This window comes from Devosia pacifica, assembly GCF_014652635.1.
GTDB classification, from domain to species: domain Bacteria; phylum Pseudomonadota; class Alphaproteobacteria; order Rhizobiales; family Devosiaceae; genus Devosia; species Devosia pacifica.
In genome coordinates, this window is sequence record NZ_BMZE01000001.1 from 914,070 (window position 1) to 930,085 (window position 16,016).

A 16,016-nucleotide genomic window follows, 5' to 3' on the forward strand; every position below is an offset into this window, starting at 1 on the left:
GATTCAATTTTAAAGCGCTAGCGCCGGAACGCGACTCTTTTTGTCATCAGGAAGTCTAGGCTTCAGAGGCCAGTTTCAGCTGCAAACGACCGATCATGTCCAGGCAGGAGTTGAGCTGCTCCAGCGAGACATACTCATCCGCCTTGTGCGCCTGTGCGATAGCCCCCGGCCCACACAGCACCGTCGCGACGCCATGCTGCTGGAACAAACCAGCCTCGGTGCCGAACGGCACGCAAGTCGCCGGATGACGATCACCGGTCAGTTCGCGAACCAGCGCCTCGGCCTCGTTGTCGCTCATCGGCTCGAGCCCGATGACCTCGCCAATCACCTCGGTGATCACGTCGGCGTCCGGATGCACCTTGCGCATCTTTGGCAGCAGTTCGGTCTCGACATAGTCGCGGATATTGCTGCGGGCGTACTGGAAGTCTTCGGCATTGATCGGGCGCAATTCCCAATCCACCGAACACGCGCTGGCGATGATGTTTCGCGCAACGCCGCCCGCAATGCGCCCAACCTGGATCGTCGACCATGGCGGATCGAAGCGTGAATTCTCTGGCGCGCGGGTCTTCAGCTCCTCGCCGATCTCCAGAAGCCGTCCGATATAGCGCGCCGCGTATTCCACCGCGTTGACACCCCGGTCTGGCTCGGATGCATGGCCCGGCGCCCCCTTGAAGTGGGTCGAGTACTCACAGCACCCCTTGTTGCCCTCGACGATCCGCATGCTCGTCGGCTCGCCGACAATACACACCGAAGGCTTGCGTCCACTTGCCTTGAGTTCATCCAGCATGACTTGCGCGCCTAGGCACCCGACTTCTTCATCGTAGGTGAATGCCAGATGCAGCGGGCGCGACAGCTTTTGCGCCGCGAAATGCGGGGCAAAAGCCATGGCGCAGGCGATGAAACCCTTCATGTCGCAGGTGCCACGGCCGAACACCCGCCCGTCACGAAGATGGGCCTCGAACGGGTTGGTGCTCCAGTCCTGCCCCTCGACCGGCACCACGTCCGTGTGCCCGGAAAGAACGATCCCCCCGTCCTCGTCCGCCGGCCCGATCGTCGCGAACAGATTGGCCTTATGCCCACCGGGATCGAGCGTCAGAAATGTGTCGGCGCCAATCTGGTCGAGCTTGTGGTTCACATAGGCGATGAGTTCGAGATTGGATTCGCTGGAAACGCTCTCGAAGCCAATTAGATCGGACAGCGTCGACAGCGTCTCTTCGAGCAAGTGATGCGCCAATTGAGCCTCCGCTCGTCAGGGTTTGATGAGAAGCTCGCGCGATACATCCGCCAGACATATGGCCGGCCCGTCCTCCGAGATCACGATCGTTTCGGAAGTCTCGAAGCCCCACTCATCCGTCCAGATCGCCGGCATGAAGTGGAAGGTCATGTTCGCCTCGATGATAGACTGGTCTCCCGGGCGCAAGCTCATCGTCCGCTCGCCCCAATCTGGCGGATAGGAGATACCCACAGGATAACCGGTACGGGAATCCTTCTCGATGCCGTGCTTGCGCAACACCGCAAAGAACGCTTCCGCCACCTGCCCGCATGTATTGCCCGGCACAGCTGCTTCGAGACCGGCCTCCAGCCCCTCGAGCACAGCGTCCTGCGCCTTAAGCATCGCTGTCGGCGGATCACCGAGATAAAGGGTCCGAGACACCGGGCAATGATAGCGCCGGTAGCACCCGGCGATTTCAAAGAAGGTGCCCTCGCCGCGTCGCATCGGGCGGTCATCCCATGTCAGGTGCGCCGCCGCGGCATCGGTTCCAGAGGGCGTCAGCGGCACGATAGCTGCATAGTCGCCGCCAAAGCCGTCGGCACCACGCAACGCCGCATCGTAGATCTCGGCGACGAGATGGCTCTTGCGCAGTCCGTCTTCAGAAATCTCTCGGATCCGCTCGTGCATGGTCTCGACGATGCGCGCGGCGCGGCGCATGTAGATCAGTTCCTGCTCCGACTTCACAGCCCGCTGCCAGTTCACCAGTGACGTGGCATCGACCACCGTGATGTCCGGCAATTCGGCCCGCAGCACCTCAAGGCACTTTGCCGAGAAATAGTAGTTATCCATCTCGACCCCGACACGGGCCGTCGAAACCCCGCGGTCGCGCAGGATCGCCGACAGCAACTGGTAGGGGTGCGCCACAAAGCTCTGAACGTAATGGTCGGGATAGGAGAGGATCGAGTCGGTGGAAAGATAGGTCGTCATCCGAGCGCCGACCGCGTCCATCGGCCGGCCGAACCATAGCGGTTCGCCTTCGGGCATGATGATCACCGCCTGATGGACATAGAACGACCAGCCATCATAGCCAGTCAGCCAGGACATGTTGGACGGGTCAGTGACAATCAGAACCTCGACGCCCTCGCGATCCATCGAGGCGCGCACCTTTTCGAGACGCTCGGCATACTCTGCGATCGCAAACGGAAGTGGGATACTGGACACGCAAACGCTCCACGTCTCGAGTTCAACTGGAAAAGATCTGCCCAGCGCCGGCTGAGGTGGCCCGCTGACGCGCAAGCGTCGCTATCGCGGTATCCTGAACGCCCGTACCCGTCAGATCAGCCAGCGTAATTTCATCGTCTTCGCGCCGTCCAGCAACCTTGCCTGCGACAATTTCGCCAAGTTCAGTAAACGCCGCATCTTTTCTCACGGCCCCTGCCTCGATTGCGTGGTGCAATTCACCAAGCACTTTTGTCTGCCCCAGGCGGTCGGGAACATAGTGATTGAGCCGCGAGAAAACCGCCGGATCAATCTCGTTCTTGTGCTCTGCATCCGAGCCCATCGCGGTGACATGCTGGCCCGGCGACAGCCAGCCGGCCTGAAGCACCGGCTCACGCGATGGTGTCGTCGTGACCACGACATCAGCGTCATGCACGGCAGCTTTTGCACTTGTAACCGCCCGTACCGCAATGGAGAGTTCGCGCGACAACTCTTCGGCCGCCCGCTCTGCCTTCGCAGCATCGCGGGCCCATATCTGTGCGCTCTTGATCGGCCGCACCAGCATCAGCGCCTTGAGCTGTAGCCGCGCCTGAACGCCGGCGCCGAGAATGCCAGCCGTTTCGGCATCAGCGCGCGCCAGATATTTCGCGGCGACGGCGCCGGCCGCCGCTGTCCGCACGTCGGTCAGATATCCGTTGTCGAACAGCGCCGCCTCTAGAATGCCGGTCTTGGCACTTAAGACCACCATCAGCCCGTTGACCGATGGCAGCCCGATCTTCGGATTATCGAAAAAACCCGGGCTGATCTTGATCGCGAAACTGTCGATCCCCGGGACGTAGGCCGTTTTGACGTCGACCTCGCCATTGGCATCGGCGATGTCCAGCCGCAGGATCGGCGGCATCTCGACATTTTGCGTGGCTAGCGCAGCAAACGCCTGCTCGACGCAGGTGACGGCCGCGGCGTCGAGTGGCACAAGCGCGCGCAGATCGCGCTCGGTCAGGATCGTTACATCAGCCATTGTCGCGCTCCTTCATCAGGTCGGGATCCTCACCATTGATGATGCGGCGATGCAGTTGCAGATCGATATTACGTCCGGACAGCACAATGCCTGCGGGCCCCGCTAGGCTCACCTTGCCGGTCGCGATCGCCGCAATCCCGACTGCTGCTGCACCTTCAAGGATTTCTGCCTCCTCGAAATAGCCTGTTCGCACTGCCGCTGCGATTTCAGTCTCATCGAGCAGGATCACCTCATCCACCAGATCGCGCACCATCTCGAATGTAAACCGGTTTTCGAGACCGATACCGCCACCCAATGAGTCCGCAAGTGTCGGAAGTTCCTCGACCGCGACAGGCCGACCAGCCTTCAGACTTTCATCCATTGCTGCGCCGCGTTGCATCGAGATGCCGATGATCCTGATCTCGGGCTTCAGCGTCTTGGCCGCTTTGGCAATACCGGCGATCAGCCCGCCACCTGAGAGCGGCACCAGAAGGGTCTCGATCTCGGGCGCATCCTCAAGCATTTCGATGCCGATAGTCCCCTGCCCGGCAATCACATTCGCCATGTCGAAGGGCGGCACCATGGTCATGCCTTCCTCACGCACCAGCCGGTCGACCTCCTTCTGCGCATCGTCCTGGCTGTTGCCGATGATCCGGGCCTCGGCGCCCAGCATCTCGATCGCGCGCACCTTGTTCTTCGGCACGAGGCGCGACATGCAGATCACTGCGCGCGCCTCTGCCGCCTTCGCCGCGTGCGCCAGCGCCCGGCCGTGATTGCCTGTGGACGCGCCTGTGATGCCAGCGGCGCGCTCCTGCTGTGATAGCGCCAGCACCGCGTTCGTCGCACCGCGCAGCTTGAAGCTGCCTGTCGCCTGCTGGTGCTCGCACTTGATGTGAACTGCTGTGCCGGCCATCCGGCTTAGCGCCGGGCTGAGCCGTTGCGGCGTCCGCAGCACGCTTCCCGCGATGCGGCGTCGCGCTGAAAGGATCTCGGAAAAGGATACACTCATGCGTCAGCTGCCTTGAAAAAGACGGCTTTCAAAGAGCTCATGGCTACCTCTGGAGCTACCGCGGGCAAAAGGCCGTGCGGAATTTCTCAGTCTGACTATGACGTTACGCCAGACAGTTGATCCATCCATACTGGCGAGCCATCGCAGCGGATCCTTCTGCCAATATGGCCAGAATTAGACGGTTCTTCCCTCGACTTGAGCGCCGCACTCCGCAAACCTTGCACCCGGCTAAGTTCAGCGTGAGGGCATACAAGAAAAAAACTGCGCCTCGGTCTTTCGCGTCTCCGGATCGCTTTCACCTCTGTTCTCATTAATCCGGTCGTACGCACTGCCCTGCCGAAGTCATCTTCGGATGATTTCGGATTTTGGACGCAGCACCTCGAACTGCCAAAGCAGGAAAAAGGGAGTAACAAATGCTCACTAAGATCACTACCGCTACCGCAATCGCCGCGATTTCCATCGCCGCTCTGGGTTCCACGGCTGTGAGCGCAGCGACGCTTGAAGAACTCCAGGAGTCCGGCACGATCCGCATCGCGGTCGCTAACGAGATTCCTTACGGCTATATCGACCCGACCACAGGCGAAGCCATGGGCGCAGGCCCGGACGTCGCCAAGTACATTGTCGACGAACTCGGCATCGATAACATCGAGTGGGTCACAACCGAATTCTCCGGTCTCATTCCGGGGCTTCAGGCCGACCGCTTCGACATGGTCGCCGCTGAAATGGCAATCATTCCGGAACGCTGCGCGACGGTCATCTATTCCGAGCCGAACAGCTCGTACGGTGAAGGCCTGCTGGTCGCCTCCGGCAATCCGTCAGGCGTGACCAACTATGCCGACTTTGCTGACAACCCGGATCTGACCGTGGCCATCATGGCTGGTGCAAACCAGCTCGACATGATGCAGGCCCTCGGTGTTCCGGAAGACCAGATGGTCACCATCTCGTCGAACGCAGACGCCATCTCGACCGTCTCGACCGGCCGCGCCGATGCCTATGCCGCAACTGGCCTCACCGCTAGCGAGCTTGCAGGTCAGAGCGACGCTGTGGAGCTGGCAGAAGGCTTCACCGATCCGGTGATCGATGGCACCGAGCAGCGCTCCTGGGGCGGCTTCACGTTCGCAACGGGTTCCGAAAGCCTGCGTGACGCGGTCAACGAGGTACTCGTTGAGTACAAGCAGACCGCCGAATGGAACGATACGCTTTCGGGCTACGGCTTCACCGAAGCTGACGTCAGCCGGTCTTCGGATATGAGCACTGAAGAGCTTTGCTCCGAGTAAGGCATTGTAGCGCGCCATCAGGCGCGTAACCTTGACGGCGGGCTTCGGCCCGCCGTTTCTGATGAACTGAACGGTGCCGCAGATGTATCGGCACAGCTCATCCCGCACCGGAACCGAGACCGCCCATGGAATGGATCAGCTACCTTAATCCCCTCATGCAGGGGGCTTGGGTCACCATAGAACTGACGATTTATTCCACCATACTTGGGGCACTCTTCTCGTTCGCATTCGGCATCGGCAAGCTGTCGAAGAACCCGCTGATCAGCGCCGTTTCCATCGGCTATATCGAAATCTTTCGCGGCACATCGCTGCTGGTTCAGCTGTTCTGGCTCTACTTCGCATTGCCGCTCGTCGGTCAGGCCATCGGCATCGATCTGCGTCTGCCGCCGGTCATCGCCGGTGTTCTGGCGCTTTCGCTCAACATTGGCGCTTATGGCGCCGAAGTGGTGCGCGGCGCGATTCAGGCAGTCAACAAGGATCAGTATGAAGCCGCCAAGGCTCTGAACTTCACGCCGCGTCAGGCTTTGTTCCGCGTTGCCCTGCCCCAGGCCATTCCCGAGATGATGCCGCCTTTTGGCAACCTCGCGATCCAGAACCTCAAGGATACTGCGCTGGTGTCGCTCATCAGTCTCGGCGATCTGGCGTTCCGGGCCGAGCAGTTGCGTAATTTCACCCAGGACTCGACGACGATCTACACGCTGGTCCTGTTCATGTATTTCGGTATGGCGCTTGTGCTGACCGCGCTGATGAAGCTGCTCGAGCGCTTCGTCGGCCGCTGGCGCGCCGCGGCACGCTAGGAGGACGCAGATATGCTTTTCGGCATCGAATGGGATCGCTCCTCCGATCTAGCCTTCGCAATTTCCATCTTCCCTATTCTCATGCGCGGGCTGTGGGTTACGATCCAGGCGACGTTCCTCGGCTTTTTCGTCGCCATGATCCTCGGGCTGGTCCTCGCGGCCCTGAAATCCGCGCCGCTCAAGATCATCTCCTGGCCGGCCTATGCGATCACCGAATTCATCCGTGACACGCCGCTGCTGATCCAGCTGTTCTTCCTCTATTACGTGCTGCCCGAATACGGCCTCGTCTTTCCGGCCTTCATCACCGGTGCACTGGCGCTCGGCATCCAGTATTCCGCGTACCTGTCAGAGGTCTATCGCGCCGGCATCGAGGCGGTCGCCAAGGGACAGCATGAAGCGGCGCGTGCGCTGAACCTTACGGGCTTGCGCACCTTCACGCATGTTGTGCTGCCGCAGGCGATCCCGCGCATCGTGCCCGCAATGGGCAACTACCTCGTGTCGATCATGAAGGACGTGCCGATCCTGTCGGTGGTCACGGTTCTCGAAATGCTCAACGTCGCCCAGATCATCGGCGACCGCACCTTCAATTATCTGATCCCGCTGTCCATGGTTGGTGGGATCTACCTTGTCCTCACGATCGTCGCCTCCGCAGGCGTACGTCTGCTGGACAATGCCCTGCCCAAGAGAGGTCTGCCGCTGAAATGAGCGAGTCCATCATCAAATTCGACAAGGTCGTAAAGCGCTTCGGCTCCCTCACGGTGATCGACGAGCTCGACTTCGAAGTAAAGCGCGGCGAGAAGGTCACCATCATCGGACCGTCCGGCTCCGGCAAGTCCACGGTCTTGCGCATTCTGATGACCCTCGAATCGATCTCCGATGGTGTCGTCTGGATCGGCGACGAACCGCTCTGGCACGAACAGAAGAACGGCTCGATGGTGCCGGCCAGCGAGGCCCATCTGCGCAAGATGCGCGGCCAACTCGGCATGGTGTTCCAGCAGTTCAATCTGTTCCCGCATATGACGGTTCTGCGCAACATTACCGAAGCCCCGGTCAGGGTCGGCAAACTGTCGAAGGCCGAGGCAAAAGACCGGGCCGAAGAGCTTCTGCAGATGGTCGGCCTCAGCGATCAGGCCAACAAGTACCCCCACCAGCTGTCCGGTGGTCAGCAGCAGCGTGTCGGTATTGCCCGCGCCCTCGCCATGCGTCCGAAGATCATGCTGTTCGACGAACCGACGTCCGCGCTCGATCCCGAGCTTGTCGGCGAGGTGCTCAACGTTATCGGCCAGTTGGCCGAGGAGCACGACCTGACAATGCTGCTTGTGACTCACGAAATGCGTTTCGCCCGTGAAGTCTCCGACAGGGTCTGCTTTTTTGACCGCGGCAAGATCAAGGAAGAAGCGGCCCCCGACGAGTTGTTCACCAACCCCAAGGAAGAGCGTACCCGCGAATTCCTGAAGGCTGTGCTGGAAGAAAAATAGGCGAGACGGTCGTCACCGCCTTAGCGTGAAGCTTTGTGCGTCTATGCCTAGACGCCTGAGCCTCAACGGAACTATTGTGCCCGCAACCACGCACGGGGAGCAGGGCACCGGTGAACGCGCCGAAAACGGATACACCTATTCGTCTTGATGATCGTGACATCAAGATTCTCAGCATATTGCAGCGAGAAGGCCGTATCCCGAAGGCCGCCTTGGCCGAACGGGTAAACCTGTCCGCCACACCGTGCTGGGAGCGGCTTCGGCGGCTCGAGGAATCCGGCATCATCGAGAGCTATCAGGCCCAGGTGTCGCTCAAGGCGTTTGGGCCGATCGCCATGGTGTTCGTACAGTTCGAGCTTGAAAGCCACCGCACCGAGGACTTCGCCCGCTTCGAGCAGGCCATGCGCGATACACCCGAAGTCATAGAATGCTGGGCCGTTGGCGGCGGCATCGATTATATCTGCAAGCTCATTGCCCCCAATCTCGAAGGCTTTCAGAGCCTGATCGAAGCACTGCTGTCGCGCGATATCGGCATCAAGCGCTATTATTCCTATGTCGTTACCACGCCAGTGAAGAACGAACCGATTCCCGTCGAGCATCTCGCTGCCACCGTCTCGGCCTGAACTACACACCTGAGCAGATGAATTTGCGCCAGACCCGGGGGTCCGACAGGACTTTCATCGTTTTTGGCCCGCCAGTTTGGCTGACACCTCTCCGCGCAAGTGCCTATGCTGCAATTGTTCCCGAACCGATGGGCCGGAACGAGCCACGGCTTGTGACCGGCATCCCAACACGTGCAAGGTGACGCGCCATTGCCAGCGCGTGCCACTTTTCCGGAGTCGCCAATGTCCTCGTCCGCCGCCGTCGTCCTGCCGCCCTCCTCCGCCATCCCCGGCATCACCGATGCCGGCCTGTTCTGCGCCGCCGCCTTCATCGATGGCGAGCGCATTGGACCCGAGGGCCGCGATTCCATTCCCGTCACCGATCCGGCTACAGGCGAGATCATCGGGGCGATCCCCGCACTCGACGCCATTCAGTCCCAACGCGCCGTGGATGCCGCGCAGGCCGCCTTCGAAGAGTGGGCCGGCCTGTTGCCGCAGGAGCGTTCGGCAATCCTGAGAAAATGGTTCGAACTGATCATGGAGGCGCAGGAAGATCTGGCGCGCATCATGACCTATGAACAGGGCAAGCCACTGTCCGAAGCGCGCGGCGAAATCGCCTACGCCGCCTCCTTCGTCGAGTTCTACGCCGAAGAGGCCAAGCGCCCCAACATCGAAAGCGTCACCTCGCACCTGCCGGATGCCGAGGTCGAGATCTGGCGCGAGCCTGCCGGCGTCGCGGCGCTGATCACGCCGTGGAATTTCCCGTCCGCCATGCTCACCCGCAAAGCCGCAGCCGCGCTCGCCGCCGGCTGCACCTGCGTCGCCCATCCTTCTGCCGAAACCCCGTTCTCGGCGACTGCACTGGCAGTTCTCGCGGAGCGTGCCGGCATGCCGAAGGGCGTGTTCAACATCGTCACCGGTCGCGCCCCCGAGATCGTCGAGCCCTGGACGCACGATGAACGCGTGCGGGTTCTGTCCTTCACGGGTTCCACGGAAATCGGCCGGCTCTTGTTCCGCCAGTCCGCCGAAACCGTCAAACGCCTGATCATGGAATTGGGCGGGCTGGCCCCGTTCATCGTCTTTGCCGATGCCGATCTCGATCAGGCCGTCGAAGAAGCGATCAAGGCCAAGTTTGCCACCTCCGGCCAGGACTGCCTCGGCGCCAACCGCTTCTTTATCGAGCGCTCGGTCTATGACCAGTTCTGCGAGAAACTGGCGAAAGCCGCATCCGCCCTCACCGTCGGCCCCGGCATTGAAGACCCCGATATCGGCCCAATGATGAATGAGCGCGCGCTCGCCAAGCAACGCCAGCACGTCGAGGACGCGATCTCGCGTGGCGCCCGCTGCCTGACTGGCGGCGAACCGCACGCCGCCGGCTCGCTGTTCTACACCCCGACCGTTCTTGCAGACGTGCCTGATGAGGCGCTGATCATGCATGAAGAAACCTTCGGCCCGGTCGCAGCCCTTGCCCCCTTCGACACCGAAGAAGAAGTCATTCGCAAGGCCAATGATACCGAATACGGCCTTATCGCCTATCTGCACACAAACGATCCGCGCCGCATCTATCGTGCCAGCCGTGCGCTGCAATGCGGAATGGTCGCGGTCAACCGCACCAAGGTCACCGGCGCCCCGATCCCGTTCGGCGGCATGAAGCAATCCGGCGTCGGCCGCGAAGGCGCCCGTTTGGGGATGGAAGCCTTCACCGAAGTAAAATACGTCTGCCGCGACTGGCGCTGACGGCCACCGGTCCTCAAGACCAACACAAACCCTTTCGCCGCTTCATACAAATGACGACGAATTCCGTGAAAGGAACACGACTATGCTGAACAACGACCAACTCGACCGGTGGGACCGCGACTACTTCTTCCATCCCTCGACCCATCTTGCCCAGCATGCCCGCGGCGAAAGCGCCAACCGCATCGTCACCGGTGGCTCGGGCGTCTATATCGAGGACCGCGATGGTAAACGCTCGCTCGATGCGTTCGCTGGCCTCTACTGCGTCAATGTCGGCTATGGCCGCACCGAGATCGCCGATGCGATCGCCGCGCAGGCCAAGGAACTTGCCTACTACCACGCCTATGTCGGCCACGGCACCGAAGCCTCGATCACGCTCGCCAAGATGATCCTCGAGCGCGCGCCTGACCATATGTCGAAGGTCTATTTCGGCCTTGGCGGTTCGGACGCCAACGAGACCAACATCAAGATGGTCTGGTACTACAACAACATTCTCGGCCGCCCCGAAAAGAAGAAGATCATCTCGCGCTGGCGCGGCTACCACGGTTCTGGCCTGATCACAGGCTCGCTGACCGGGCTGCAGACGTTCCACAACAAGTTCGATCTGCCGCTGTCGCCGATCCTTCATACCGAGGCGCCGTACTATTTCCGCCGCCCGGATATGAACATGAGTGAAGAGCAGTTCGTCGCGCATTGCGTCTCCGAACTTGAAGCGCTGATCGAGCGCGAGGGTGCCGATACCATTGCCGCATTCATCGGTGAACCGGTCCTCGGCACTGGTGGTCTCGTGCCACCGCCCGAAGGCTATTGGCCGGCAATCCAGGCCGTGCTGAAAAAGCACGACATCCTGCTGATCGTCGATGAAGTCGTCACAGCCTTCGGTCGCCTCGGCTCGATGTTCGGCTCGGCCAAGTACAACCTTGATGCCGATATCATCACCATCGCCAAGGGCCTCACCTCGGCCTACGCGCCGCTATCCGGCTCGATCTTTTCGAAGCGCATGTGGGATGTTCTCGAGCGCGGCACTGACGAGTTCGGCCCGATCGGCCATGGCTGGACCTACTCTGCGCACCCGATCGGCACCGCTGCCGGCATCGCCAATCTCAAGCTGGTGGATTCGCTCGGTCTCGTCGACAATGCCGGTTCGACCGGCGCCTATTTCAAGCAGGCCATGCAGTCCGCCGTCGGCGAACATGCAAATGTCGGCGATGTGCGTGGTGAAGGCCTGTTGTGCGCCGTCGAGTTCGTTAAGGATCGCGACAACCGTGCGTTCTTCGATCCATCTGAAAAGGTCGGCCCGCGCGTTGCCGCCGCCCTTCTCAGCCGCGGCGTCATCGCCCGTGCAATGCCGCAGGGCGACATAATCGGCTTTGCCCCACCGCTGTGCATCAGCCGCGAAGAAACCGATATCGTCGTCGATGCCATGAAGGGTGCCGTCACGGAAGTCCTGGGCTAAGAACCTTCACATGACGAGAGCCGCAGCTCTGCCTGTGGCCCTCGTCATGTTTAATGCTCCAGCTTACCATGCGCCTTTCCGGCGGAAGAAAATATGCAGCCACATCCGTTCTTCAAAGACAGGCTAATCCCCTCGGCCCATAAGCTCGGCCAATTCGAACTGCGGGCACTGTCAGTCAGTGATCTGGATCGTGACTATAGCGCAGTCATGGAAAGCGCGGCAGAGATCAAGGCCGCTAACCCGTACTCAACTTGGCCCGAAGGGCTGACCAGAGAGCGCAACCTGATTGATCTGGCATGGCATCAACGCGAGTTCGAGATGCGTCGAAGCTTCGCTTGGGTGATTGAAGATTTGGCCGGCACGTACCTCGGCTGTGTTTATGTTTACCCATCGCTGACAGGTGAGCGCTCTGCGGACGTGAGGTGGTGGTGGCGCATCGGGCAAAATGCGGATCAAGCCGCGTTCAGAAGTCTGCTCCACGAGTGGCTTGGCACTAGTGTTTGGCCTCCCCTGTCCTACCATCTGCAAGCATGAGCGGGCCTGAGGGGGCTTGAACTGGATTTTCGCCTCCTCGTTCCGACCGGCACAACGGGACTATCCCTCGTTGAACACCACTGTCGTGCCCTCGCTCACCATGTGTGCCAGCTCGCGCGCGTCCCAATTGGTCATGCGCACGCAGCCATGGCTCTGTGTCTGGAATAGTTCGGCAGGCTCTGATGTACCGTGGATGCCGTAGGTGGGCTTGTTGATATCGATCCAGACAATGCCAACCGGATTGTTCGGGCCTGGCGGCAGCACCAGACCCTCGTCATTGTCGCCCTGCTGGAAATTCTCATCCGGCTGATAGGTGTAGCTGGCAGGCAGCGCAATGGCCTGAACCTCGTGCGTGCCGCTCGGAGACGGCAATTGCTGCGACCCGACCGTCACCGGATAATTCGCGATCATCTCACCGGCCGCGTTGAACGCAGCCAGACGCTGCGACGCCTTATCCACTTCGACCCGCGTGATCTCCGCGCTCAACTCGTCACCGGGCTGCGCCACAACAACGGGGTCACCAACCGCAAACTCTGCATCGGGGTTAAGCCCCTCCAGAAACTCTTCATCCATATGGAAGCGTTCTGCGAGGCTCTCGGCGACGCTGGCATAGCCGAGCCAGTCCATCTCCGCCAGCTCGGCATAGTCGTCAGGCAGAGGCGGGTTGAGACGATCCGCATCGTCTTCCGAAATGGTGTACTCGGCGACGACTGCTCCTGCTTCCGGCCCGCCCAGCGCCTGCCAGACCTCCATGTCGAGCAGCCCGTCGACCTCATAGCCCTCGCGAGTCTCGAAGGCCCGCAAGGCGCTCTCCGACATGCCGCCCTTGTAGCCGTCGATAATGCCTGGAGAGATGCCGGCGCGATCAAGCAGTACCTGCAGCTTCACGGTGAGCGCCGACCGCCCCTCGGGCAGTCCCCCACCGTCATAGGCCGCAGCATTGATTTCGTCGGGCGTCGGCACCTCGTCTTGAGCGAGTACGGGCCCCGAAAACAAGAAGGGGGCAATGGCAGCGGCGAGACTTGGAAAAATACGCAATGGACGACTTTCGCTGAGTTCTTGTTATAGCCTCAACGTGCCCGGCGACGCCGGGTTTCCAGCATCATGTCCAAATCATGGTCGCAAACGGACAAAACGAAGGCGCAAGCCGCCCTGTTCTGAGCAGGCTTCGCGCCCTACCCGCAGTTAGGGCCACAGCCACCAGATATAGGTCAAATAACCTGCGAGCAGAACGCCACCTTCCCAGCGGGCTATGCGGCGCCCGGTATAGGCGAGAACAACGACCAACGCCGACACCGCCAGCATGACGATATTGTCGAAGCTGACGATCTCCGGCGGCACCTGTGACGGGGCGAGTAGTGCTGTCGCTCCGCCAATTCCCAGTGTGTTGTAGATGTTGGAACCGATGATGTTGCCGAAGGCGACATCCGCCTGGCGCTTCGCTGCCGCAACGAGCGAGGTCACAAGTTCCGGCATCGAGGTCCCGATGGCAACGATCGTCAGCCCGATAACCGTTTCCGAGATCCCGAACGAACGCGCCAGATCAACCGCACCGTTGACGAGAAAGTAGCCTCCAAGCACGACGATACCCAGGCCCGCGACGGACGTCACAAGCGGGACTACTAACGACCCCCCAGATGACGCTGCAGGAGAAAATGCAGGATCCGCGCCTTGCGCCGCTAGCCCTTTGTCGTATGCGGCGCCATGGTCAGCCTCCGCTGCCTTTTCTTGACGGAAAGCGAGGAAAAGGTACGAACCCAGAGCGATCACGAAGAACACGCCGATAAGCCGTCCGAAGGTGAACAACGAGGCGAGGACGGCAAAAATGATCGTGACCCCTACCATCACCGTCGCATCGCGGCGCAAAGCCGATGTTTGAACGATGATCGGCGTCACAAGTGCGGAAGCGCCGAGAATAAGCAGCAGATTGGCGATGTTCGAGCCGACAATGTTCCCGTAAGCGATGCCTGGCGAACCGCTGATTGCGGCCTGCACCGATGTCACCAGCTCCGGTGCCGACGTGCCGAATCCTACAAGCGTCAGCCCAATGACCAGTGGCGATACCCGTAATTGGCTCGCAACGCGCACCGCGCCGCGCACCAGCATCTCACCCCCGATGACCAGCAAAATGAACCCGCCGATCAGCATCAGCCAAGACATGCCGTCCCCCTAAACATCGTTTGCATCCAGAATTTGCCCACTGATCGAACTTTGCTGGCGAACCGAAGTTCCTTAGCGCGGCGGACAACAGAATGTCATCTGGGTCTGCGAAATGTCACCTTTGACCACTCGCCGATCCCACACGCTGGAATTTTCTGCCAGTAGACCCGACAAGCCTCTGACGGTATCGAACCAGACACCGCACGTAGCGAGTTGGTGCCCTTCTGGAAACGGACAATGATGACTGACACGAACCACATCGCTCTCGCCCGCTCTCTGGCCCCTGTCATCCGTTTCTGTGATAACGAGCCGTTCCTGCCATCGCATGTCGGCATCACCGTCCACGACAAGCCGCAGAGATCGCCGTCCGCGCCAATGGACGTGACATTTGAGGATGGCGTTCACCGCGTCATCGAATATGCGATCTGGTGGGATTGGGATATCCAGCATCTTTATGAGCTCGAGCATGTCTGGCTGAAACTCGATGCCGATGACCAGGTAATTGGCGTAGACGCCAGCGCCCATGGCAAGCTGTTCGCGATGCGACGGGCTGACGGATCACTGCCCCTCGAGGCCGGACGCGTCACGCTCTATTCGGAGCCTGGCAAACACGCCTTTCACGCCGAAGCGAAGCCCATACATGATCTTGCGCCGCGCCTCGCCGCCGCCTGCACGGATCTCGCTGGATACGGCACCATTCTCGTCCAGAAGATGTTCGCCGAAGCGTTCGCAGGCTTCACCGCCGAAGATCACCGCGCCGTTAAACGCTATCTGCAGGATCGCGCGTTTTGGCCGGCAGAAGGTTTTGATCAGGCGGTCCGTCTGGAGGAAGCCACCTATATGACTTGGCCCGAGCTGAAGACCTATATCGCAAGCCGGGTGCCGCAAGTCCTGGCCGAAGTGCGCAAGGTTCAGCCCCTCCTCAAGGCAGTGTTTCTCGATAGTGGTGATACTATGGTCGATGAGGGCACCGAAATCCACGACGAGGATGGCAACGTCGCCGAAGCGCGGCTGATCCCCGGTGCGCGGGAGACCGTCGAGCGGCTGGCAGCCGAAGGTTATCGTCTGGTGCTGGTCGCCGACGGGCGCAAGAAAAGTTTCGATACCGTCCTCGGCCACCACGGCATACGCCAGCTTCTCGCTGCCGAAGTGATCTCCGAAGTCGTCGGCTGCTCCAAGCCTGATCCGCTGATGTTCTCGACCGCATTGGACGCCATTGGCCTTGGTCCCGAGGATGCGGCTGACGTCGTGATGGTCGGCAATCATCTCGGCCGAGACATCAACGGCGCAAACCGCGCTGGCCTCATCAGCATCTGGCTCGACTGGTCGCCGCGCCGGCACAAGATCCCCGAAGATATCGATGAAGTGCCGGATTACATTATCCGCACCCCGGGCGAATTGCCGAAACTCCTGGACTATATCGAGCAGGGACTGTCGAAGCGCGCCACCTCTGGCACCTTGCGTGCGGCTATGGAGAAAACCGTGAGCACCCGCGCTTCAGCCTAGGCGTAAACCAGTATCACATCACCCCTTTCCCCTTTTCG

Annotated in this window: 15 protein-coding genes; 9 read left to right on the forward strand and 6 right to left on the reverse strand. The window is 60.7% G+C overall.

Translation table 11 applies throughout. The features are described 5' to 3' along the window. Window positions 1-55: 55 nt before the first annotated feature. Genes argE through eutB form a run of 4 tightly spaced genes read right to left on the reverse strand, consistent with a single transcriptional unit; the run spans window position 56 to window position 4,437 of the window. A complete protein-coding gene (argE, locus tag IE127_RS04615; protein ID WP_210310414.1) occupies window positions 56-1,234 on the reverse strand; it encodes an acetylornithine deacetylase in 1,179 nt (392 codons plus the stop codon). 15 nt (window positions 1,235-1,249) lie between these two features. Then, entirely contained in the window at window positions 1,250-2,434 is a 1,185-nt protein-coding gene (doeA, locus tag IE127_RS04620) for an ectoine hydrolase DoeA (protein WP_189423829.1), read from the reverse strand. A gap of 22 nt (window positions 2,435-2,456) precedes the next feature. After that, window positions 2,457-3,449, reverse strand: coding sequence for an ectoine utilization protein EutC (gene eutC / locus IE127_RS04625; protein WP_189423830.1), 993 nt, complete (start codon window positions 3,447-3,449; stop codon window positions 2,457-2,459). Continuing rightward, complete coding sequence (gene eutB / locus IE127_RS04630) at window positions 3,442-4,437, reverse strand: hydroxyectoine utilization dehydratase EutB (RefSeq protein WP_189423832.1); 996 nt, start codon at window positions 4,435-4,437, stop codon at window positions 3,442-3,444. Before eutB ends, eutC begins: the two co-directional genes overlap by 8 nt. 413 nt (window positions 4,438-4,850) lie before the next feature. Between eutB and ehuB the strand changes: the two genes are divergently transcribed. From ehuB to IE127_RS04670, 8 genes are all read left to right on the forward strand, one after another. Further along, window positions 4,851-5,714: an ectoine/hydroxyectoine ABC transporter substrate-binding protein EhuB gene (ehuB, locus tag IE127_RS04635; RefSeq protein ID WP_189423834.1), complete on the forward strand. Its 864-nt coding sequence runs from the start codon at window positions 4,851-4,853 to the stop codon at window positions 5,712-5,714. 125 nt (window positions 5,715-5,839) lie between these two features. After that, a complete protein-coding gene (gene ehuC, locus IE127_RS04640) occupies window positions 5,840-6,511 on the forward strand; it encodes an ectoine/hydroxyectoine ABC transporter permease subunit EhuC (protein WP_189423838.1) in 672 nt (223 codons plus the stop codon). 12 nt (window positions 6,512-6,523) lie between these two features. Then, window positions 6,524-7,216, forward strand: coding sequence for an ectoine/hydroxyectoine ABC transporter permease subunit EhuD (gene ehuD, locus IE127_RS04645; RefSeq protein ID WP_189423839.1), 693 nt, complete (start codon window positions 6,524-6,526; stop codon window positions 7,214-7,216). Beyond that, entirely contained in the window at window positions 7,213-7,989 is a 777-nt protein-coding gene (gene ehuA / locus IE127_RS04650) for an ectoine/hydroxyectoine ABC transporter ATP-binding protein EhuA (protein WP_210310415.1), read from the forward strand. Before ehuD ends, ehuA begins: the two co-directional genes overlap by 4 nt. Before the next feature lie 110 nt (window positions 7,990-8,099). Continuing rightward, on the forward strand, window positions 8,100-8,609 hold the full coding sequence (locus IE127_RS04655; protein ID WP_244639930.1) for an Lrp/AsnC family transcriptional regulator: 510 nt from the start codon (window positions 8,100-8,102) through the stop codon (window positions 8,607-8,609). A gap of 222 nt (window positions 8,610-8,831) precedes the next feature. Continuing rightward, the gene (locus IE127_RS04660; protein WP_189423840.1) at window positions 8,832-10,325 is read left to right on the forward strand and encodes an NAD-dependent succinate-semialdehyde dehydrogenase; all 1,494 of its coding nucleotides are present in this window, start codon (window positions 8,832-8,834) and stop codon (window positions 10,323-10,325) included. Window positions 10,326-10,407: 82 nt separating this feature from the next. Beyond that, window positions 10,408-11,778, forward strand: a complete 1,371-nt coding sequence (locus IE127_RS04665; protein ID WP_189423841.1) for an aspartate aminotransferase family protein — start codon at window positions 10,408-10,410, stop codon at window positions 11,776-11,778. 93 nt (window positions 11,779-11,871) lie between these two features. Further along, the gene (locus IE127_RS04670) at window positions 11,872-12,312 is read left to right on the forward strand and encodes a GNAT family N-acetyltransferase (RefSeq protein ID WP_189423842.1); all 441 of its coding nucleotides are present in this window, start codon (window positions 11,872-11,874) and stop codon (window positions 12,310-12,312) included. Window positions 12,313-12,372: 60 nt separating this feature from the next. Here IE127_RS04670 and IE127_RS04675 read toward each other — a convergent pair whose 3' ends face one another. Continuing rightward, window positions 12,373-13,350 carry a L,D-transpeptidase family protein gene (locus tag IE127_RS04675; RefSeq protein WP_189423843.1) on the reverse strand — a complete coding sequence of 326 codons (978 nt, stop codon included), beginning with the start codon at window positions 13,348-13,350 and terminating at the stop codon, window positions 12,373-12,375. A gap of 147 nt (window positions 13,351-13,497) precedes the next feature. Further along, on the reverse strand, window positions 13,498-14,472 hold the full coding sequence (locus tag IE127_RS04680; RefSeq protein ID WP_189423844.1) for a calcium/sodium antiporter: 975 nt from the start codon (window positions 14,470-14,472) through the stop codon (window positions 13,498-13,500). A gap of 237 nt (window positions 14,473-14,709) precedes the next feature. Here IE127_RS04680 and IE127_RS04685 point away from each other — a divergent pair, with 237 nt between their 5' ends. After that, window positions 14,710-15,978 (forward strand): HAD family hydrolase, encoded by a 1,269-nt coding sequence (locus tag IE127_RS04685; protein ID WP_189423845.1) that lies wholly within the window; start codon window positions 14,710-14,712, stop codon window positions 15,976-15,978. Window positions 15,979-16,016: the final 38 nt, after the last annotated feature.

Coding starts and splice junctions, on each gene's coding strand:
- eutC (WP_189423830.1), bottom strand. CDS start 3,449: ATGGCTGATGTAACGATCCTGACCGAGCGCGATCTGCGCGCGCTTGTG.
- eutB (WP_189423832.1), bottom strand. CDS start 4,437: ATGAGTGTATCCTTTTCCGAGATCCTTTCAGCGCGACGCCGCATCGCG.
- ehuB (WP_189423834.1), top strand. CDS start 4,851: ATGCTCACTAAGATCACTACCGCTACCGCAATCGCCGCGATTTCCATC.
- ehuC (WP_189423838.1), top strand. CDS start 5,840: ATGGAATGGATCAGCTACCTTAATCCCCTCATGCAGGGGGCTTGGGTC.
- ehuD (WP_189423839.1), top strand. CDS start 6,524: ATGCTTTTCGGCATCGAATGGGATCGCTCCTCCGATCTAGCCTTCGCA.
- ehuA (WP_210310415.1), top strand. CDS start 7,213: ATGAGCGAGTCCATCATCAAATTCGACAAGGTCGTAAAGCGCTTCGGC.
- IE127_RS04660 (WP_189423840.1), top strand. CDS start 8,832: ATGTCCTCGTCCGCCGCCGTCGTCCTGCCGCCCTCCTCCGCCATCCCC.
- IE127_RS04665 (WP_189423841.1), top strand. CDS start 10,408: ATGCTGAACAACGACCAACTCGACCGGTGGGACCGCGACTACTTCTTC.
- IE127_RS04670 (WP_189423842.1), top strand. CDS start 11,872: ATGCAGCCACATCCGTTCTTCAAAGACAGGCTAATCCCCTCGGCCCAT.
- IE127_RS04680 (WP_189423844.1), bottom strand. CDS start 14,472: ATGTCTTGGCTGATGCTGATCGGCGGGTTCATTTTGCTGGTCATCGGG.
- IE127_RS04685 (WP_189423845.1), top strand. CDS start 14,710: ATGATGACTGACACGAACCACATCGCTCTCGCCCGCTCTCTGGCCCCT.